We start from the raw sequence: 18,175 nt of genomic DNA, 5'->3' as shown, positions 1-18,175 counted from the left end.
CGCGGGCGGGCCGCGGCGGGGCGTCAGGGACGACAGCGCGTCCGGGTCATGCGCAGGGCCTTTCCTGGGCGGCGCGTCGCGGCCCGGGAGAAAGCCCGGGCGGGACGTCCTGGATGCGACGGGCATCGTGAAACCTATTTCAACGCATCCGGCGCGGGAGTCAATAAAGAACGATTTCTGGTAGGATATATTCCGGCGGCGTCAGCGCTGCGGCGGCCGGGGATCATGGAGATGGCCGGGCAGGGCGGCTACCACGCCCTGCGCCCCGGAGCTTTATCGGTGCCGCAAGATGCTTTCCTGAACTGCAAGGAAAGCAACCGCGCTGGGCGCGGGGCAACAAGTCCGCTGGCGGAACGGCCGCGATCGGCTATATCATTTTAGGATAGTGGATTATAGTTTGCACGGATCGGAGTCGCGCAACGCGCCCTCGCTCCTTCGAACGACACCCGAGGCCGCCTGCCCATGCCCGATCGCCTGCCACCCATCGTCCAAAACCACAGCCTGCCGGCGCAAGGCCGCGCCGCATGAAGGCCCTCGTCCTGCGCGAGCATGGCGGGCTGGAGAAGCTGCGCCTGGAGAGCGATTTCCCCGACCCCGTCGCCGGCCCGGGCGAGGTGGTGCTGCGCGTCCGCGCCGCCTCGCTGAACTACCATGACGTCTTCACCCGCCGCGGCATGCCCGGCATCCGGCTGAACTTCCCGGTGATCATCGGCCTCGACATCGCCGGCGAGGTCGCCGTGCTGGGCGAGGGCGTCGAGGGCTGGTCGATCGGCGACCGCGTGCTGGTCGACCCGATCAACCGCGTCGATGGCGGGCTGATGGGCGAGACCGAGCATGGCGGCCTGGCCGAGCTCTGCCGCGTCAAGGCGCATCAGCTGATCCGCCTGCCCGACACTGTCAGCTTCGAGCAGGCCGCCGCCCTGCCGGTCGCCTATGGCACCGCGCTGCGCATGATGCAGGATATCGGCCAGGTGAAGGCCGGCGAGCGCGTGCTGATCCTGGGCGCCAGCGGCGGCGTCGGCGTCTGCTGCGTGCAACTGGCCAAGCTCGCCGGCGCCGAGGTCATCGCCTGCGCCGGCAGCCCGGAGAAGGCCGCGCGGCTGCGCGCGCTCGGCGCCGACGATGTCATCCTCTACACCGAGGTCGATTTCCTGAAGGAGATCCAGGCGCGCTACGGCAAGCCGGCGCGCCGTCGTGGCGCGGAGGGCGGCGGCGTCGATGTCGTGGTCAACTACACCGGCGGCGACACCTGGGTGCGCTCGCTGCGTGCGCTGCGCCATGGCGGCCGGCTGCTGACCTGCGGCGCGACCGCCGGCTTCGATCCCGCCGAGGATCTTCGCTACATCTGGACCTTCGAGCTGCAGATCCGCGGCAGCAATGGCTGGGACACGCCCGACATCCATCGCCTGCTGGAGCTCGTCGGCAGCGGCCGGCTGGAGGCGGTGATCGACCGCCGCTACAGCCTGGAAGACGGCGCCGAGGCGCTGCGCCAGATCGAGGAACGCCGCGTCATCGGCAAGGTGGTGGTGACGCCATGAGCATCCTCAGCGCCGACGAGGTCCAGGCGAAGCTGGACGCCTCGCCCTTCATCGCCTTCTCCGGGTTGCGCGTGGTCAGCGCCGATGCCGAGAAGGGCGAGATCACCATGCGCGCGCCTTTCCGCCCCGAGTTCGAGCGCGCCGCCGGCAGCGGCCAGTGGCATGGCGGCCCGATCGCGGCCGTCATCGACACCGTCGGCGACTTCGCGCTCGGCATGCTGCTGGGCGGCGGCATCCCGACGGTGAATTTCCGCGTCGACTATCTGCGCCCGGCGATCCGCACCGACCTGGTCGCGACCGCGCGGGTGCGGCGCAACGGCCGCAGCTTCGGCATCGCCGATGTCGATGTCTTCGACGAGCAGGGCCGGCTGCTGGCCATCGGCCGCGCCACCTATGTCACCGCCCCCGCCGGCTGAAGGAATCTCCCGTCCATGACAAGCATCTCGCGACGCGGCCTGCTGGCGGCTTCCACCGCGCTGCTGGCGCTCCCGGTCCAGGCGCAGACGGCGCCGCGCCGCGGCGGCCAGGTCACCGCCACCTGGGGCGGGCTGGAGCCGCAGGCGCTGTTCGTCCCGGGCGGCGGCGGCTCCAGCCCCTTCATGACCTCGACCAAGGTGCTGGAGCGGCTGCTGGCCTTCACCGCCGATCTGCGCTTCGAGCCGGTGCTGGCCACCGAGATCCAGCCCGCCGAAGACTTCCTGCAATATCGCATCCTGCTGCGGCAGGGCGTCACCTGGCATGACGGCCGCCCCTTCACCGCCGAGGATGTCGTCTTCACGGTGACGCAGCTGTGGAAGCCGATCGCGCTGGGCGTCGCGCTGAAGGCGCTGGCCAGCGCCGAGGCCGACGGGCCGCATGCGGTGGTGCTGCGTTTCTCCAGCCCGGTGCCGGAATTCTTCCTGCGCTCGACGCTCGCCAGCCAGTTCGCCCAGGTGATCCCGAAGCACCTCTATGAGGGGCGCGACATCATCACCAACCCGGTGAACAACAAGCCGGTCGGCACCGGCCCCTGGGTGGTGAAGGAATGGGTGCGCGGCAGCCATGTCGAATACGCCCGCAACGACAAGTACTGGGATGCCGGCAAGCCCTATCTCGACCGGCTGTTCATCCGCTGGTGGCGCGACCCGGCGTCCCGCGCCGCCGCCTTCGAGGCCGGCGCGCTGGATCTCGGCCTGTCCAACCCGGTGCCGCCGCCGGAGATCGACCGCCTGACCCGCACCGGCCGCTTCGAGGCCAGCAGCGATGGCTACCAGACCGCCAGCTGGTGCTCGACCATCGAGTTCAACCAGCGCCGCGACCACGTCAAGCGGCGCGAGGTGCGCCAGGCGCTGCTGCATGGCATCGACCGGCAGTTCATCGCCGACACCGTCTATTACGGCCGCGCCAGGCCCGGCGTGTCGCCGATCCACAGCAGCAACGCGCTGTTCTTCTCGGGCGACGTGCCGCGCTACGACTTCGATCCGAAGAAGGCGGCGGCGCTGCTCGACCAGGCCGGGCTGCCGCGCCGCCGCGGCGGACGTTTCTCCCTCAGCCTCGTCTCGGCGGGATGGTTCGAGGAGAACGTCAAGATCGGCCAATACGTCAAGCAGGCGCTGGAGGATCTCGACATCGAGGTAACCCTGGCGGTGCCCGACCGCGCCACCTCGCTGAAGCGGATCTACAGCGACTACGACTACGACATCGCCATTTCCAACTACACCGCGCCGATCGAGCCGGTGCCGGTGATCACCCAGTATTTCACCAGCGACGGCATCGTGAAGGGCGCCGCCTTCCGCAATGCCACCGGCTTCTCCGATCCGGCGATGGACGCCATCGTGCAGCAATTCGCCGGCGAGACCAGCGAGGCGGCGCGCAAGGGCCTGGCCCGCGATTTCGCCCGCCTGGCCACCACCGAGCTGCCGCACACGCCGCTGGTGGAATTCGATTCCTTCACCGTGGCGCGCAAGGGCCTGCGCAACCATTCCCGCTACGGCAACCAGATCGGCGAGAGCTGGGCCGATCTCTGGGTGGAGGGCTGATGCTTCCCCTGCTGCTGCGCCGCCTGGCGCAGGGCCTGCCGCTGCTGCTCGGCGTCGTGGTGTTGAACTTCACGCTGATCCAGCTGGCGCCGGGCACCTTCCTCGACGTGATGACGGCGGAGCAGCAGGTGTCCGACCCGGCGCTGATCGAGCGGCTGCGCGTCACCTATGGCATGGACCAGCCGCCCTGGATGCAGCTGCTGCATTACCTGGGCAGCGTGGCGCGGCTCGATCTCGGCTTCTCCTACCGGCAGAACATGCCGGTGCTGGACGTCATCCTGGCGCATCTGCCGGCGACGCTGCTGCTGATGCTGAGCAGCCTGGCCATCGCGGCGCTGGTCGGCGTCACGGCAGGCATCGTCGCCGCCGTCCGCGTCAACACCCTGTGGGACAATGTCCTGTCGGTGGCTGCGGTGTTCTTCTTCGCGGCGCCCAGCTTCTGGGTCGGCATCATGCTGACCGTGCTCTTCTCGGTGAAGCTGGGCTGGCTGCCGGTCGGCGGCATGGGCACGCTAGGGCTGGAAGGCGGCGCCTTCGCCCGCACGCTCGACCTGCTGCGCCACCTGCTGCTGCCCTCCGTCGCGCTCGGCCTGTTCTATTCGGCGGTCTATGCCCGGGTGACGCGGGCCGCGATGCTCGAGGTGCTGGGCCAGGACTTCGTGCGCACCGCCCATGCCAAGGGGCTGGCGCCGCGCCAGGTGGTGCTGCGCCATGTGCTGCGCAACGCCGCCCTGCCGATCGTGACGCTGTTCGGCCTGCAGCTCGGCACCGTGCTCGGCGGCAGCGTGGTGGTGGAGACGGTGTTCAGCTGGCCCGGCATCGGCGCCCTGCTGCTCGACAGCGTCTCCAGCCGCAACTTCCCCGTCGTGCTCGGCGTGCTGCTGTTCAGCGCGCTGGTCGTCATCCTCGCCAATATCGGCGTCGACCTCGCCTATCGGCGGCTCGACCCGCGCATCCGGGGGCGCTGAGCCATGTCGGCAAGCCTCGTTCTCGCCACCCTGCCGCCGGTCGCGCGGCCCGGGCTGCTGCGCCGCTTCATCCGGCACCGCACGGCGCTCGTCGGCGCCGTGGTGCTGCTGCTGATCGCGGCCATCGCCCTGGCCGCGCCCTGGATCTTCCCGCGCAACCCGCTGCGCATCGTCGGCCGGCCGGAGATCTGGCCCTTCCTCGATGCGCGCTATCCGCTCGGCACCGATTCCATGGGGCGCGACATCGCGGCGATGCTGGCGCATGGCGCGCGCGCCTCGCTGCTGATCGGCCTCTTCGCCTCGGTCACCGCGACGCTGATCGGCGTCAGCATCGGCGCCGCCGCCGCCTGGTACGGCCGCTGGATCGACGAGGCGCTGATGCGCGTGACCGAGCTGTTCCAGGTCGTGCCAGGCCTGGTCTTCGTGCTGTCGATCGTCGCCATCCTCGGCGGCACCATGGCGAACATCACCCTGGCCGTCGGCCTGGTCTCCTGGACGCAGATCGCGCGGCTGACGCGGGCCGAGGTGCTGACCCTGCGCGACCGCGAATTCGTCGAGGCCTGCCGCGTGCTGGGCCTGGCGCCGTGGCGGATCCTGCTGCGCGAGATCCTGCCCAATGCGCTGCCGCCGGTGGTGGTGCTGTCCTCGCTCACCGTCGCCGCCGCCATCCTCTACGAATCCTCGGTCTCCTTCCTCGGCCTCGGCGACCCCAACGTCGCCTCCTGGGGCCGGCTGGTGGGCGAGGGCCGCACCCTGATCCGCACCGCCTGGTACATCAGCGCCCTGCCGGGCATCGCCATCATGCTGATGGTGCTGGCGCTGAACCTGGTGGGCGACGGGCTGAACGACGCGCTGAACCCGAAGCTCGGGCGCCGCTGACGATGCGCGCCCCCAAGGATTTTTTTCCGTCATGACCCAGCTGCTGGACCCCGTTCTTGTCGCGCGCTGGCGCAACCTCGGCGACCTGGTCGATCCGGCGCTGGATCGCGGCCGGCTGGCGCTGGTCGATCTTGGCGCGCCCGGCGCCCCGCGCCGCTACAGCCATGGCGAGGTCGAGGCCCTGGCCGGCGGCGTCGCGCGCCATCTGCTGGAGCGCGGCCTGGCGCGCGGCCAGCGCGTCGCCATCCTCGCGGTGAACCGCGCCGAATACATCATCGCCTATTTCGGCATCATGCGGGCCGGGCTGGTCGCCGTGCCGGTCAATATCAAGCTGCCGCGCGAGACCATCGACTATGTGCTGCGCGATGCCGGCGTGGCTCTGGCCTTCGCCGATGCGCCGCGCCGCGCGCTGCTGCCGGAGGATCTTCCCGTCATCGGCTTCGACGATGACTGGGCCAGGCTGATCCGGCCGACGGCGTTTGAGACCGTCGCCGCGACGCCGGACGAACCCGGGCAGATGCTCTACACCTCCGGCTCCACCGGGCGGCCGAAGGGCGTGCCGCTGAGCCATGCCGGGCAGCTCTGGGCGCTGTCGACGCGGCTGCAGCCCGACGGCGAGGCGCAGCGCTTCCTGCTGGCGCAGCCGCTGTTCCACATGAACGGGCTGTTTATGACGAAGACGGTCTTCGCGCTGGGCGCCAGCCTGGTGGTGCAGCCGGGCTTCGAGCCGCGCGCCTATGCCGAGGCGCTGGCCGACTGGCAGGTCACCACCGTCACCGCCGTGCCCACCATGTTCGCCCGCGTGGTGAAGGAGACGGCGCTGCTCGACGCGCTGGATTTCTCTGCGCTGAAGCGCATCGGCCTGGGCTCGGCGCCGGTGACGCTGGGGCTGATCGAGCGCATCCGCGCCGCCTTCCCCCGCGCGCGCATCGGCCACGGCTATGGCACCACCGAGGCCGGCCCCGCCGTCTTCGGCCCGCATCCCGACGGGCGCGACGCGCCGGCCCTGGCGCTGGGCTATCCGGTCGCCGGCGGCGCGGTGAAGCTGGTCGGCGGCGCGACCCCGGAGGAGGGCGTGCTGTGGATGCGCAACCCCGCCGTCATGCAGGGCTACCACAACCTGCCCGAGCGCAGCGCCCGCGCCCTGCAGGACGGCTGGTACGACAGCGGCGACGTCATGCGCCGCGACGCCGACGGCTTCTACTACTTCGTCGGCCGCGCCGACGACATGTTCGTCTGCTCCGGCGAGAACATCTATCCGGTCGAGGTGGAGAAGCTGCTGGAGGCGCATCCGGCGGTGCAGCAGGCCAGCGTCGTGCCGCTGCCCGACGAGGAGCGCGGCCAGGTGCCCGTCGCCTTCCTGGTGGTGCGCGCCGGCGCCACGCCGACGGTGGAGGCGCTGAAGCAGCATGCGCTGGCACGCGGCCCGGCCTATCAGCATCCGCGCCGCATCGCCTTCCTGCCCGACCTGCCCTGGGCCGGCACCAACAAGGTCGATCGCGCCGCGCTGATCGCCGAGGCGCGGCAGCGCGAGGAGCGCGGCGAATGGGCGCGCTGACGCTGCAGGGCCGCGTCGCGCTGGTCACCGGCGCCAGCCGCGGCATCGGCCGCGCCATCGCGCTGCGCCTGGCCGCCGGCGGCGCCCGCGTCGTGGTGCATTACGCCCGCGCCGAGGCGGAGGCGGCCGCGGTGGTGGCGCAGATCGCGGCGGAGGGCGGCGAGGCCTTCGCCTTCCGCGCCGACCTCGCCGAGCCCGCCATATTGCGCGGGTTCCACGACAAGCTGGCGCCCCGGCTGACCGCGCATTTCGGCGACGAGGCGCTGGACATCCTGGTCAACAATGCCGGCATCGGCAGCGGCGGCCGTCGCATCGGCCAGGTCACCGAGGAAGAATTCGACCGGCTGCTGCAGGTCAATCTGCGCGCGCCCTTCTTCCTGATCCAGGGCGCGCTGACGCGGCTGCGCCAGGGCGGGCGGATCATCAACATCTCCTCGATGGGCACGCGCGCGGCCTTCCCCACCATGGCCGCCTATGCCCCCGCCAAGGCCGGGCTGGAGGCGCTGACGCGGCTGCTGGCGCAGCAGCTTGGGCCGCGCGGCATCACCGTCAACGCGGTGCTGCCGGGCGCCACGGCGACCGACATGAACCCCGCCGCGCGCGACCCGGAGCAGAGCGCGGTGACCGCGCGCGGCATCGCCCTCGGCCGCGTCGGCACGCCGCAGGACATCGCCGGCGTCGTCGCCTTCCTGGCCTCGGCCGAGGGCGGCTGGGTCACCGGCCAGTGTATCGAGGCCAGCGGCGGCCAGCGTCTCTAGCCCTCCTTCCAGCCTGTCACACGGACCAACAAGATGAACCGACGCCATTTCCTGGCCGCCTCCGCCGCCGGCCTGCTGGCCCGCCCGGCGCTCGCCCAGGACAGCCGCGCCCGCGTGCTGCGCTTCGTGCCCCAGGCCAATCTGAGCTCCTTCGACCCGATCTGGACCACGGCGCATATCGCCCGCAACCATGGCTACCTGGTCTATGACACGCTCTACGCCATCGACCGGAAATTCGCCGTGCATCCGCAGATGGCCGCCGGCCATGTCGTGGAAGATGACGGCCGACGCTGGATCATCACGCTGCGCGACAATCTGCGCTTCCATGACGGCGCGCCGGTGCGCGCCCGCGACGCCGTCGCCAGCATCCGCCGCTGGGCGCAGCGCGTCGCCTATGGGCAGAAGCTGCTGAGCCTGACGGAGGAGCTGTCGGCGCTGGACGACCGCCGCCTCCAGTTCCGCCTGAAGCAGCCTTTCCCGCTGCTGCCGGCGGCGCTGGCCCTGGCCGGGCAGCCGCCCTTCATCATGCCGGAGCGCGTGGCGCAGACCGACGCCTTCCGCCAGATCACCGAGACCACCGGCTCCGGCCCCTATCGCTTCATGCCGGAGGAGTATGTCTCGGGCGATCGCGCGGTCTATGCCCGGCATGACGGCTATGTGCCGCGGCCCGACACAAGCGCCGACTTCCTCGCCGGCAGCAAGCGCGCCGTCTTCGACCGCATCGAATGGCGCATCATCGCCGATAGCGGCACCGCCGCCGCGGCGCTGCAGGCCGGCGAGGTCGACTGGTTCGAGCAGCCGGATGCCGACCTGTCGCTGTTCCTGGCGCGCAGCCGCGGCATCCGGGTCGAGGTGCTGGACCCGGCCGGCAGCAACGGCTTCCTGCGGCTGAACCATCTGCAGGCGCCCTTCGACGACAAGCGGGTGCGCCAAGCGGTGCTGCTCGCCGCGCGGCAGGAAGACTTCCTCATCTCCAACTACGGCACCGATCCGGCTTTCTGGCAGGCGGGCACAGGCGTCTTCACGCCGGGCACGCCGATGGCCAGCGATGCCGGGCTGGACTGGGTCAAGGGCGGCCAGCTGGACCGCGCCAAGGCCCTGCTGCGCGAGGCGGGCAGGGCCTCGGCCCCGGCGCGGGTGCTGGGCGCCACCGACATTCCGGCCATCGCCGCCGTGGCGCCGGTCGCCGCCGACCTGCTGCAGCGCGCCGGCTTCGAGGTCGATTTCGCGCAATCCGACTGGGGCACGCTGCTGCAGCGGCGCACCTCGCGCGAGCCGCTGGAGAAGGGCGGCTGGTCCGCCTTCATCAGCGGCTTCACCGCCTATGACTTCGCCGATCCGGCGACGCATCCGCTGCTGCGCGGCAACGGTCTCGACGGCTATCTCGGCTGGCCGACCGTGCCGGCGCTGGAGGCGTTGCGCGAGCGCTGGTTCGCCGCGCCCGACGAGGCCGGCCGCCGCGGCATCGCCGCCGAGATCCAGCGCCTGGCGCTGGAAGAGGTGATCTACGTGCCCACCGGCACCGGCCGCCCGCGCACCGCGCTGCGCGCCGAGCTGCAGGATCGCGTCCCTGGCTTCCCGCTGTTCTGGAACCTGCGGCGCGGCTGAGGCCGGCGTCGCCATCGCAAGGATCCGTTGCATGAGCCTGCACATCACCGGCATGATCTGGGCCCGGCCGACCTCCGATCTCGAGGTCCAGACCGGCGCGCCCTTCCAGCCCAACCACATCGCCGAGCTCACCCTGGCGCATGAGGCGGGCGGCTTCGACCGTGTCCTCGCCGGCTATTGGACCAATGCCGCCGACGGCTTCCTGGTGCTGGCCCAGGCGGCAGCGGTGGCCAGGAAGATCAACTTCCTGATCGCGCACCGGCCGGGCTTCGTGGCGCCGACGCTGGCGGCGCGCAAGCTGGCGACGCTGGACCACCTGACCGGCGGGCGGCTGGCGCTGCATGTCATCTCCGGCGGCGAGGATGCCGACCAGCGCAAGGATGGCGACTTCGCCGACCACGCCGCCCGCTATCGCCGCACCGACGAATTCTTGTCGGTGCTGCGCCGGACCTGGGATGCCACGGCGCCCTTCGACCATGACGGCGAGTTCTATCGCGCGCAGCAGGCCTGGTCGGATATCCGGCCGCTGCAGCCGGGCGGCATCCCGATCTTCTTCGGCGGCGCTTCGCCGGCGGCGATCGATGTCGCCGGCCGGCACGCCCATGTCTATGCGCTGTTCGGCGAGCCGCTGGCCGATACGGCGGCCGTGCTGCAGCGGGTGCGCGACGGCGTGCCGCCGGGCAAGGAGATCGCTTTCTCCTGGTCGAACCGGCCGATCATCGCGGCCACCGAGAAGCAGGCCTGGGAGAAGGCGCATGCCATCCGCGAACGCGCCCTGGCCAAGCAGCGGAGGCTGGGCACGGCCGGGCTGCAGGCCGGGCAGGCGGTGAATTCGCAGCGCCTGGTCGGGCTGTCGCAGCGCGGCGAGGTGCTGGACGAGCGGCTCTGGACCGCCATGGCCGGCGTGCTGGGCGGGCGCGGCAATTCCACCGCGCTGGTCGGCACCGCCGAGCAGGTGGCGCGCGCCATGCTGCGCTATCGCCAGATCGGCGTGTCGCACTACATCCTGCGCGGCTGGGACCCGGTGCCGGATACCGTGCAATACGGCCAGGAGCTGCTGCCCTTGCTGCGCGAGATCGCGGCGGCGGAGGATGCCGGGCGGGTCAGCGTCGCGGCCGCCTGAATTTAACATAATTTCCCTTATGCGGTAACTGGGCATCCGTCCGCTACGGCGTCTCCGCCTGGGTGGCGAACCAGGCGGCGACGGCCCGCGCCTGGCCGGCGGTCAGGCGGTCGCCGATGGCGCGCATCACCGGCTCCCGCCGCTGGCCGTCGCGGAACAGCGCCAGCTGGCCTTCCAGATAGGCGGCGTGCTGGCCGTCCAGCCGCGGCCAGGCCGGGTTGCGCGCCCGCGCCGCGCCGCCGTGGCAGGACAGGCAGGCAGGCAGCTGGGCGGCGGGCAGGCCGTCGCGGGCGATGCGCGCGCCTACCTCCAGCATGGCGGGTGGCACATCGGCGCCGGCGGGCTGCGGCGCGGCCGGCTGGGCGGCGTAATGGCGCGCCAGGGCCTGCAGCATGGCGTCGTCCAGCCCGCCCACCGGCAGCTGCATCAGCGCGCTGGGCCGATCGCCGCTGGCGAAGGCGCGCAGCGAGGACAGCAGATAATCCTCGGGCAGGCCGGCCAGGCGTGGAAAGGCGGCGCCATCGCGGCCCAGCCCATCGCGGTTGTGGCAGCGGGCGCAATCGGCCAGCGCCGCCTCCACCCCCTGCCCGCCTTGCGGCCGGCCCGCCATCTCGCCATCGGCCAGCGCGCGGTATGCCTGCGGCGACAGCGCCGGCAGCGCCTCCAGCAGCGCGACCATCGCCCAGATCTCGTCATGCCGGTCGGGCGCGATCCAGCCCGGCATGCCGGTGTAGCGCACGCCATGCTGCACGATGCGGAACAGTTCCTTCGGTTCCCACTCGTCCAGGCCTGCGGAGAAGTCGGGCGGCGGCGGGGTGCTGCGCTGCATGGCCGGGTTCTGCGGCTGGCCGGGCGCGCCGTGGCAGGGCGCGCAGCCCTCGGCGTAATGCCCGGCGCCGCGGGCCTGCAGGGCGCGGTCGTCGAGCGGCGGCGGCGCCTCGACCAGCAGCGAATAAGTGCGGACCGAGCTGCGCATGGCGCCATGCAGCAGCCAGTCGGTGACCGCCCAGTGCCCGCCGGTGGCAGCGACATTGAACAGGCCGGAGAAGACGAAGAGCAACCCGCCGAGGCCGAGCCCGATCGCCCCCGCCAGCAGCCGGCGCCAGGTGAGGCGGATCGTCATGCCGGGCGCTCCTCGCGCAGCAGCCGCGCGGCCAGGACCAGCCCGCCGGCCAGATAGGCCGCGCCGCCGACCAGCAGCATGACGACGCCGCCCAGGCTCTGGTCTTCCAGCACGGTCAGGCCGAGGCAGGCCTCGTGGTCGTAAAGCGGCCGCGGCGCCAGCGTCAGCAGCGCGCCGAGCAGCGTCATGTGCATCGAGGTCAGCAGCAGCGCGACGATGCCCCCTGCCCCACGCGCGCCCGGGCCGATGCTCGCCATCCAGAGCAGCAGCCCCGCCGCCAGGAAGGTTCCCTGCTCGAGCCCGCGAAAGCCGAGCGACGTCGAGGCCGCATTGTGCGGCCCCGGCAGATGCCAGCCCCAGACCGCCAGGAATTCGAAGACCGAGGCGGCGATCGGGCCGGCCAGGCGGGGCCAGCGGGTGGTGACGTCGAAACGCCCGCCGGACAGGCCGATGGCGATCAGCGGCCCGGCCACGGCGACCACCGCCATGTGCCGCACCATGCCGCCGGTGAAGCTGGGGCCGAGCGCGGCATAAAGCGGCCCGCCCCAGGCCAGGGCCAGCACCCCGATGCCGGCGGGCAGCGCCAGGCCGCGCATCAGCGGCAATCCCGGATCAGGAAGGCGGGCAATGCGATGAAGATGACGCTGACGAAGCTCAGGGCCGAGAGCAGCAGCGTGGCATAGCCGAGGAAGCGCTGCCGGTCCTCGGCGGTCGCGGCGTCATGCGGCAGGTCGTGCAAGCCCTGGCCCAGATGCCGCCAGGCCTGGCGCGCGCCGACCAGGATCAGCGCCAGCGCCGCCAGCGTGCCGAGGCCGACCAGCAGCGGCACCGACCCGAGCGGCGCGAAGGTCTGGCCGCCTTGCGGCGCGGTCAGGCTGATGCCGGCCTTGGCGCATTGCACGGCGGCCACGACATAGCAGTAGAGGAAATGCGACGCCCAGACCGTGGGCGGCATCAGCAGGGTCCAGAGATCGGCCCGGTCGCGCAGGCGGAGCACCATCGGCCGATCCCCTCAGCTCAGCAGCGGGAACAGCGCGGTGACCGCCAGCGTCACCGCGCCGGTGATCGCCGCGAAATGCCCGTAGAGCACGACATTGTGGATATCGATGTCGTGGCGCTGCGTCAGCTTGCCGGCCAGGCTGCGCGCCAGGCAGTAGGACTGCATGACGAAGCCGAGCAGCAGATGTAGCGCGGCCCAGCCCAGCAGCACCCAGACGGTCGCCGGATAGGCATGGCTGACCGGGTCCAGCCCGGCCTGCCAGGGCGCCCAGAGCATGGCCGCGCCGCTGGCCAGCCCCAGCGCCATGCCCGCCAGCAGGCCGAGCCGCAGCCCGCCAGGGCTGCCCGCCGCATTGCGCGACCGGGCTCGGAGCATGGCGCCCCAGGACGCCGCCAGGGTCACGGCGGCCACCGCCGGCCAGAGCAGCCCCGGGCCCATCGGGCTGCCATCCGCGAGCCGTGGCGGAAACACCTCATGGATGGTCCAGAAGTAGAAAAAACCGAAGACCAGGCTGGCGAAGGCGGTCATGTCGCCGAACATGGTGATGAACATCGCCCACCAGCCGACCGAGCGCGGCCCCGAGACATAGAGCGGCAGGCGCAGCCCGCGGCCGACCTCCTTGTCGCTGTCTTCCGGGATCACCGCGGTGCCGCGCCACAGCCAGGCCATGATGGCGAAGATGCCGGCGATGCCGATCGCCAGCGAGCTCCAGTAGTAGTGGAAGGCGGTGCCGATGAAGCTGGCGCCGATCAGCACGGCGCAGAGCATGGGCAGGAAGCTGTTGCCGGGGACGCGCAGGCATTGCTCCGGCTCGGCATCGAGCACCGAGGTGACCAGCGTCTCGCGCTTCCCCTCCTGCGCATCGGCCAGGTACCAGCGGCCTTCCTCCACCTCGCGCGGCAGTTCCGGCTGGTCCCAGAGCGGGTAGCGCGAGGAGACCGCCGGCACGCTGCGGACGCCGTAATCCGGTGCCGGCAGCGGCCCCAGCCATTCCAGCGTGCCGGATTGCCACGGGTTGCGCGGCGTCGGGGCGCGGCGCCGCACGCCGAGGAACAGGTCGATGGTGAAGACCAGCACGCCGGCGGCGAAGAGGAAGGCGCCGAGGGTGGAGACCAAGTTCAGCCAGTCCCAGCCGATCTCGGCCGGATAGGTGAAGATGCGCCGCGGCATGCCGCGCAGCCCCGTAAAGTGCATCGGCAGGAAGGCGATGTTGAATCCGGCGAACATCATCCAGAAGGCGCGCTTGCCCCAGCGGTCCGACAGCGGCCGCCCCAGCACCAGCGGCACGTAGTAATAGGCGCCGGCGAAGAGCGGGAACAGCATGCCGCCGCCCAGGGTGTAGTGCAGGTGGGCCACGACGAAATAGCTGTCATGCGCCTGCCAGTCGAAGGGCGCGATGGCGACCATCACCCCGGTCAGCCCGCCGCAGACGAAGATGGCCAGCGACCCGGCGGCGAAGAGCATCGGCACCGACATCACCACCCGCCCCGCCAGCATCGTCGCCAGGAAGACGAAGATCTGCACGCCGGTCGGGATGGCCACCGCCTCCGACGCCGCCGAGAAGAATCCCACCGAGATGGCCGGCAGGCCGGTGGTGAACATGTGGTGCACCCAGAGCCCGAAGCTCAGGAAGCCGGTGCCGATGGCGGCCAGCACGATCCAGGAATAGCCGATGATCGGGCGGCGGGCGAAGCTCGGCACCATCATCGCAAGCAGGGCGATGGAGGGCAGGAAGACGATATAGACCTCCGGATGGCCGAAGATCCAGAACAGGTGCTGCCACAGCAGCGGGTCGCCGCCGCGCGCCGGGTCGAAGAAGGGCCAGTCCGCCAGCCGCTGCAGCTCAAAGAGAATATCGCCAGCGATCAGCGGTGGAAACGCGAAGAGAATCATGCCGCCGACGATCAGCACATACCAGCAATAGAGCGGCATGGTGTTGATGCGCATGCCCGGCGGCCGGCATTTCAGCACGCCGACGATCAGCTCGACGGCGGCGGCGATCGAGGCGACCTCGATGAAGGACAGGCCGAGCAGCCAGATATCGGCGCCGATCCCGGTCAGCTTCGGGTTGGTGGTCAGCGGCGGATACATGAACCAGCCGCCATCCGGCGCCGCGTTGAAGAAGATCGAGCCGCAGACGAAGACTCCGCCGATCAGGAAGCACCAGTAGCCGAAGGCCGAGAGCCGCGGAAACGGCAGGTCGCGCGCCGCCAGCATGGTCGGCAGCAGCAGGATCGCGACGGCCTCGAAGATCGGCACGGCGAACAGGAACATCATCGCCGTGCCGTGCAGAGTGAAGAGCTGGTTGTAGCGGCCGGCCGAGACCAGGTCGTTCTCGGGGACCGCCAGCTGCGCCCGCACCAGCAGGGCCAGGACGCCGGCAAACAGGAAGAAGGCGAAGGCGGTGGCCGTGTACCAGCGGCCGACCTCGGTGTTGTTCACCGCCGACCAGTAGCGCCAGCCGGGCGGCGAGGCCCAGACGCGCTTCAGCCGCGCTTCCTGCTGCGCGCGCAGCGCCTCGCTCATCGCAGGCTCCCCAGCCAGCCGGCGATGGCGGCGGTCTCGGCCGGCGGCAGCATGGCGAAGCCGGGCATGCGGGCGCTGGGCTTGATGCGGTCGACCTCGCGGATGAAGCGGTCGATGGTGGCCGCGTCGTTCGGCAGGATGCCGGCGCCCAGGCTGTGCCGCCCGGCCAGATGCGTGAGATCCGGCCCGATGCGCCCGGCCGCCGCGGTGCCGCGCACCGTGTGGCAGGCGCCGCAGCCGCGCGCCAGGAACAGCGCCGCGCCCTCGCCGCGCGGCGTCGCGGCCGGCGCCATCTCGGCGGCCAGCCAGGCCTCGAAGGCCTCGGGCTCCATCACCTCGACGCTGAAGGCCATCAAGGCGTGGGAGGAGCCGCAGAATTCGGCGCAGACGCCGCGGAACAGCCCGGTCTTCTCCGGCTCCAGCACCAGGCGGTTGGTGGCGCCGGGGATCATGTCCATCTTGCCGCCCAGCACCGGGATCCAGAAGGAATGGATGACATCCTGCGCCGTCAGCAGGAATTCGCTGCGCTGGCCGCGCGGCAGGCGGATCTCGTTGGCGGTGGTCAGGCTGCGGCCATCGGGCAGGGCATAGCGCACGCGCCACCAGAACTGCTCGCCCTGCACCTCGATGCGCAGGCCCTGGCCGGGGGCGCGCAGCGTCGGCATCAGCCCCAGGCCGAAGACCAGCAGCGCCGCCAGGATCAGCGTCGGCACCACCGCGCCGCCCCAGAGGATCAGCCGCACAGCGCCGCGTTCCGACCAGGGCTGCGCGCGGCGGCGGGCGGCGTGGAAGGCCAGCGCCATCATCGCCAGCCAGATCGCCGTGCCGGCCAGCAGCATGACCCAGAACAGCCGGGCGACCACCCGCGCCTCCTGCCCCGCCGGGTCCAGCGCCGATTGCACGCCGCTGCAGCCCGCCAGCAGCAGCAATGGCAGAATCATCGCGCCGTGAGCACGTCCATGCCACCCGTCCCGCACCCACCCATCCCCGCTGCCCGCCGCGCGACAATGCGCGCCGGGCCGAAAGGTTGCGGGAAATTCATACGTCCGGCGCGTCGGCCCCGGCGGCGATGGCGGATTGCGTCTCCAGCTCCGCCAGCCGGGCGCGCAGGGCGGCGCCGATGCCGGCATGCGCCTGGCTGCCCAGCACCAGCCGCTTCGGTAGTCTTGTGCCCGGTGTCATCGCCGTCAGGATGGCCGCGACCGAGCGGGTCACGTCGCCGCGGATCGGGAATTTCTGCTCGGCGAAGGCGCGGGCCGGCTGGCCGACGGTGGTCTCGGCATAGGGGCCGGCGCTGTCCACCATGTCCAGCCCGGCGCCGAAGCTGGTGCGGGTGGGGCCGGGCTCGACCAGCATCATCTCGATGCCGAAGGGCGCGACTTCCTGCGCCACGGCCTCGACGAAGCCCTCGATGCCCCATTTGGTCGCGTGGTACAGCGCGAAGCCGGGATAGGCGATCTGTCCGCCCTCCGAGGACAGCTGCAGGATCCGCCCGCCGCCCTGGGCGCGCAGCCCTGGCAGCGCGGCGCGGATCACCGCGATCGAGCCCAGCAGGTTGGTCTCGATCTGCTGGCGGATCTTCTCCTCGGGCAGCAGCTCGGCCGGGCCGAACAGGCCATAGGCGGCGTTGCTGACCACCACGTCGACGCGGCCGGCGGCGAAGGCCTCCGCCATCACCCGCTGCACGGCCGCCGTGTCGGTGACGTCCAGCGTGACGATGGCCAGCCGGCCCGGATGGCGCGCGGCCAGCCCGTCCAGCGCGCCCGCCCGGCGCAGGGTCGCGGTGACGCGGTCGCCGCGGGCCAGCAATTGCTCGGTCAGTGCGAAGCCGAAGCCGGCGGAGGCGCCGGTGATGAACCAGTGCTGCATGGTCTTGTTCCCCTTCAGGCAGGGCGCAGATCTGGCAGCGTTCACCCTGCGGCACTATGCGACGGAACCGGCATGCACTATCCGGTTTCACCCATGAATGCGGCTCGGAGGCGCGCGTGAAGCCCAGGCTGGCCGACCTGACCGCCTTCGCCATGGTGGCGGAGCAGCGCAGCTTCCGCCGTGCCGCCGACGCGCTGGGCCTGGCGCCCTCCTCGCTCAGCCATGCCATTGCCGGGCTGGAGCGCCAGCTCGGCCTGCGGCTGTTCCACCGCACCACCCGCAGCGTCGGCCTGACCGAGGCCGGGGAGAGGCTGCTGGCGCGCCTGGGCCCGCTGCTGCAGGGGCTGGACGCGGCTGTTGAGGAGGTCACCGGCCTGGACGGCGCGCCGCAGGGGGTGCTGCGCCTGAACGCCCCCGAGGCCGGCGCCCGGCTGCTGCTGCGCCGCGTGGTGCCGCGCTTCCGCGCCGAGTTCCCCGGCGTGGTGCTGGACCTGGTGGTGGAGGGCCGGCTGGTCGATATCGTCGCCGAGGGCTTCGATGCCGGCATCCGCCTGGGCGAATCCCTGCCCCAGGACATGATCGCCATCCGCCTCGGCCCCGAGGAACGCTTCCTGACGATGGCCAGCCCGGCCTACCTGGCGGCGCGGGGGCGGCCGGAGACGCCGGATGCCCTGGCCGGCCATGACTGCATCGGCCACCGGATGCCCAGCGGCAAGCTCTATCGCTGGGAATTCGAGCGCCATGCCCAGGAACGCATCGTCACCATCGACAGCGGGCTGATCCTGAACCATCCGGGGCTGATGCTGGAGGCGGCGCTGGCCGGCCTGGGCATCGCCTATCTGCCGGAAAGCCTGGCGCGGCCGCATCTGGACAGCGGCGCGCTGCAGGCGGTGCTGGCGGCGTGGTGCCCGGTGATCCCGGGGCTGTTTCTCTACTATCCCGGCCACCGGCATGTGCCGGCGCCGCTGCGCGCCTTCATCGACACGCTGCGTCGCGGCGATGGCTAGGGTGATTGAGGCCGCTCGGCGATTCCACCTCAAGCCATCACGCTCTAGCTGAAACACAGCAGGAGCCCGCCCCGGTCCGCGCCCCGGCGGATGCGAATAAAATTGCCGGCACGAGAGGCCCCGCCTCCGCGGCCGGCAAGAAACGTGATCGTATTTTAAGGATCTCTCGATTTAATCTCCCAGTCTCCACCCTTGGCACG

General features: G+C 71.3%; 16 protein-coding genes. 10 read left to right on the top strand and 6 right to left on the bottom strand.

All coding sequences use genetic code 11. From position 1 onward, the window contains the following. Nucleotides 1-524: 524 nt before the first annotated feature. From GVN67_RS08275 to GVN67_RS08235, 9 genes are read left to right on the top strand one after another with little or no spacing between them, the layout of a single operon-like run. The gene (locus GVN67_RS08275; RefSeq protein WP_159994688.1) at nt 525-1,538 is read left to right on the top strand and encodes a zinc-binding dehydrogenase; all 1,014 of its coding nucleotides are present in this window, start codon (nt 525-527) and stop codon (nt 1,536-1,538) included. Next, entirely contained in the window at nt 1,535-1,954 is a 420-nt protein-coding gene (locus tag GVN67_RS08270) for a PaaI family thioesterase (protein WP_159994686.1), read from the top strand. Before GVN67_RS08275 ends, GVN67_RS08270 begins: the two co-directional genes overlap by 4 nt. Nucleotides 1,955-1,969: 15 nt before the next feature. After that, nucleotides 1,970-3,556 (top strand): ABC transporter substrate-binding protein, encoded by a 1,587-nt coding sequence (locus tag GVN67_RS08265; protein ID WP_159994684.1) that lies wholly within the window; start codon nt 1,970-1,972, stop codon nt 3,554-3,556. Then, on the top strand, nt 3,556-4,524 hold the full coding sequence (locus GVN67_RS08260) for an ABC transporter permease (RefSeq protein ID WP_159994682.1): 969 nt from the start codon (nt 3,556-3,558) through the stop codon (nt 4,522-4,524). Before GVN67_RS08265 ends, GVN67_RS08260 begins: the two co-directional genes overlap by 1 nt. Before the next feature lie 3 nt (nt 4,525-4,527). Further along, entirely contained in the window at nt 4,528-5,403 is an 876-nt protein-coding gene (locus GVN67_RS08255) for an ABC transporter permease (RefSeq protein ID WP_159994680.1), read from the top strand. A 31-nt stretch (nt 5,404-5,434) separates the two neighbouring features. Continuing rightward, entirely contained in the window at nt 5,435-6,961 is a 1,527-nt protein-coding gene (locus tag GVN67_RS08250) for a class I adenylate-forming enzyme family protein (RefSeq protein ID WP_159994678.1), read from the top strand. After that, complete coding sequence (locus GVN67_RS08245; protein ID WP_159994676.1) at nt 6,949-7,719, top strand: SDR family oxidoreductase; 771 nt, start codon at nt 6,949-6,951, stop codon at nt 7,717-7,719. Before GVN67_RS08250 ends, GVN67_RS08245 begins: the two co-directional genes overlap by 13 nt. A gap of 33 nt (nt 7,720-7,752) precedes the next feature. After that, nucleotides 7,753-9,327: an ABC transporter substrate-binding protein gene (locus tag GVN67_RS08240; RefSeq protein ID WP_159994674.1), complete on the top strand. Its 1,575-nt coding sequence runs from the start codon at nt 7,753-7,755 to the stop codon at nt 9,325-9,327. A 31-nt stretch (nt 9,328-9,358) separates the two neighbouring features. Further along, on the top strand, nt 9,359-10,450 hold the full coding sequence (locus GVN67_RS08235; RefSeq protein ID WP_159994672.1) for an LLM class flavin-dependent oxidoreductase: 1,092 nt from the start codon (nt 9,359-9,361) through the stop codon (nt 10,448-10,450). Nucleotides 10,451-10,493: 43 nt separating this feature from the next. On the opposite strand, the gene GVN67_RS08230 is transcribed toward GVN67_RS08235, so the two are convergent. From GVN67_RS08230 to GVN67_RS08205, 6 genes are all read right to left on the bottom strand, one after another. After that, nucleotides 10,494-11,573 carry a c-type cytochrome gene (locus GVN67_RS08230; RefSeq protein WP_159994670.1) on the bottom strand — a complete coding sequence of 360 codons (1,080 nt, stop codon included), beginning with the start codon at nt 11,571-11,573 and terminating at the stop codon, nt 10,494-10,496. Further along, nucleotides 11,570-12,169: a cytochrome c oxidase assembly protein gene (locus GVN67_RS08225; protein ID WP_235035168.1), complete on the bottom strand. Its 600-nt coding sequence runs from the start codon at nt 12,167-12,169 to the stop codon at nt 11,570-11,572. The genes GVN67_RS08230 and GVN67_RS08225 overlap by 4 nt, the downstream gene beginning before the upstream one ends. Beyond that, nucleotides 12,169-12,573 carry a hypothetical protein gene (locus GVN67_RS08220; protein ID WP_159994668.1) on the bottom strand — a complete coding sequence of 135 codons (405 nt, stop codon included), beginning with the start codon at nt 12,571-12,573 and terminating at the stop codon, nt 12,169-12,171. The genes GVN67_RS08225 and GVN67_RS08220 overlap by 1 nt, the downstream gene beginning before the upstream one ends. Nucleotides 12,574-12,585: 12 nt before the next feature. Next, nucleotides 12,586-15,099, bottom strand: coding sequence for a cytochrome c oxidase subunit I (gene ctaD / locus GVN67_RS08215; RefSeq protein WP_159994666.1), 2,514 nt, complete (start codon nt 15,097-15,099; stop codon nt 12,586-12,588). After that, nucleotides 15,096-16,040: a cytochrome c oxidase subunit II gene (gene coxB / locus GVN67_RS08210; protein WP_159994664.1), complete on the bottom strand. Its 945-nt coding sequence runs from the start codon at nt 16,038-16,040 to the stop codon at nt 15,096-15,098. Before coxB ends, ctaD begins: the two co-directional genes overlap by 4 nt. A gap of 97 nt (nt 16,041-16,137) precedes the next feature. Beyond that, a complete protein-coding gene (locus GVN67_RS08205) occupies nt 16,138-16,968 on the bottom strand; it encodes an SDR family oxidoreductase (protein ID WP_159994662.1) in 831 nt (276 codons plus the stop codon). 116 nt (nt 16,969-17,084) lie between these two features. On the opposite strand from GVN67_RS08205, the gene GVN67_RS08200 reads away from it, so the two are divergent. After that, nucleotides 17,085-17,975, top strand: a complete 891-nt coding sequence (locus GVN67_RS08200; RefSeq protein ID WP_235035166.1) for a LysR family transcriptional regulator — start codon at nt 17,085-17,087, stop codon at nt 17,973-17,975. The last annotated feature ends 200 nt before the right edge of the window (nt 17,976-18,175 follow it).

The sequence above is a fragment of the Roseomonas sp. 18066 genome (assembly GCF_902706185.1).
GTDB lineage: Bacteria > Pseudomonadota > Alphaproteobacteria > Acetobacterales > Acetobacteraceae > Pseudoroseomonas.
Note: the sequence above shows the minus strand (reverse complement) of the source record. Positions and strands in the feature narration are given on the sequence as shown.

What these genes read in the sequence shown, in the direction of transcription:
- GVN67_RS08275 (WP_159994688.1), top strand. Translation starts at nt 525, where the DNA reads ATGAAGGCCCTCGTCCTGCGCGAGCATGGCGGGCTGGAGAAGCTGCGC.
- GVN67_RS08270 (WP_159994686.1), top strand. Translation starts at nt 1,535, where the DNA reads ATGAGCATCCTCAGCGCCGACGAGGTCCAGGCGAAGCTGGACGCCTCG.
- GVN67_RS08265 (WP_159994684.1), top strand. Translation starts at nt 1,970, where the DNA reads ATGACAAGCATCTCGCGACGCGGCCTGCTGGCGGCTTCCACCGCGCTG.
- GVN67_RS08260 (WP_159994682.1), top strand. Translation starts at nt 3,556, where the DNA reads ATGCTTCCCCTGCTGCTGCGCCGCCTGGCGCAGGGCCTGCCGCTGCTG.
- GVN67_RS08255 (WP_159994680.1), top strand. Translation starts at nt 4,528, where the DNA reads ATGTCGGCAAGCCTCGTTCTCGCCACCCTGCCGCCGGTCGCGCGGCCC.
- GVN67_RS08250 (WP_159994678.1), top strand. Translation starts at nt 5,435, where the DNA reads ATGACCCAGCTGCTGGACCCCGTTCTTGTCGCGCGCTGGCGCAACCTC.
- GVN67_RS08245 (WP_159994676.1), top strand. Translation starts at nt 6,949, where the DNA reads ATGGGCGCGCTGACGCTGCAGGGCCGCGTCGCGCTGGTCACCGGCGCC.
- GVN67_RS08240 (WP_159994674.1), top strand. Translation starts at nt 7,753, where the DNA reads ATGAACCGACGCCATTTCCTGGCCGCCTCCGCCGCCGGCCTGCTGGCC.
- GVN67_RS08235 (WP_159994672.1), top strand. Translation starts at nt 9,359, where the DNA reads ATGAGCCTGCACATCACCGGCATGATCTGGGCCCGGCCGACCTCCGAT.
- GVN67_RS08230 (WP_159994670.1), bottom strand. Translation starts at nt 11,573, where the DNA reads ATGACGATCCGCCTCACCTGGCGCCGGCTGCTGGCGGGGGCGATCGGG.
- GVN67_RS08225 (WP_235035168.1), bottom strand. Translation starts at nt 12,169, where the DNA reads ATGCGCGGCCTGGCGCTGCCCGCCGGCATCGGGGTGCTGGCCCTGGCC.
- GVN67_RS08220 (WP_159994668.1), bottom strand. Translation starts at nt 12,573, where the DNA reads ATGGTGCTCCGCCTGCGCGACCGGGCCGATCTCTGGACCCTGCTGATG.
- ctaD (WP_159994666.1), bottom strand. Translation starts at nt 15,099, where the DNA reads ATGAGCGAGGCGCTGCGCGCGCAGCAGGAAGCGCGGCTGAAGCGCGTC.
- coxB (WP_159994664.1), bottom strand. Translation starts at nt 16,040, where the DNA reads ATGATTCTGCCATTGCTGCTGCTGGCGGGCTGCAGCGGCGTGCAATCG.
- GVN67_RS08205 (WP_159994662.1), bottom strand. Translation starts at nt 16,968, where the DNA reads ATGCAGCACTGGTTCATCACCGGCGCCTCCGCCGGCTTCGGCTTCGCA.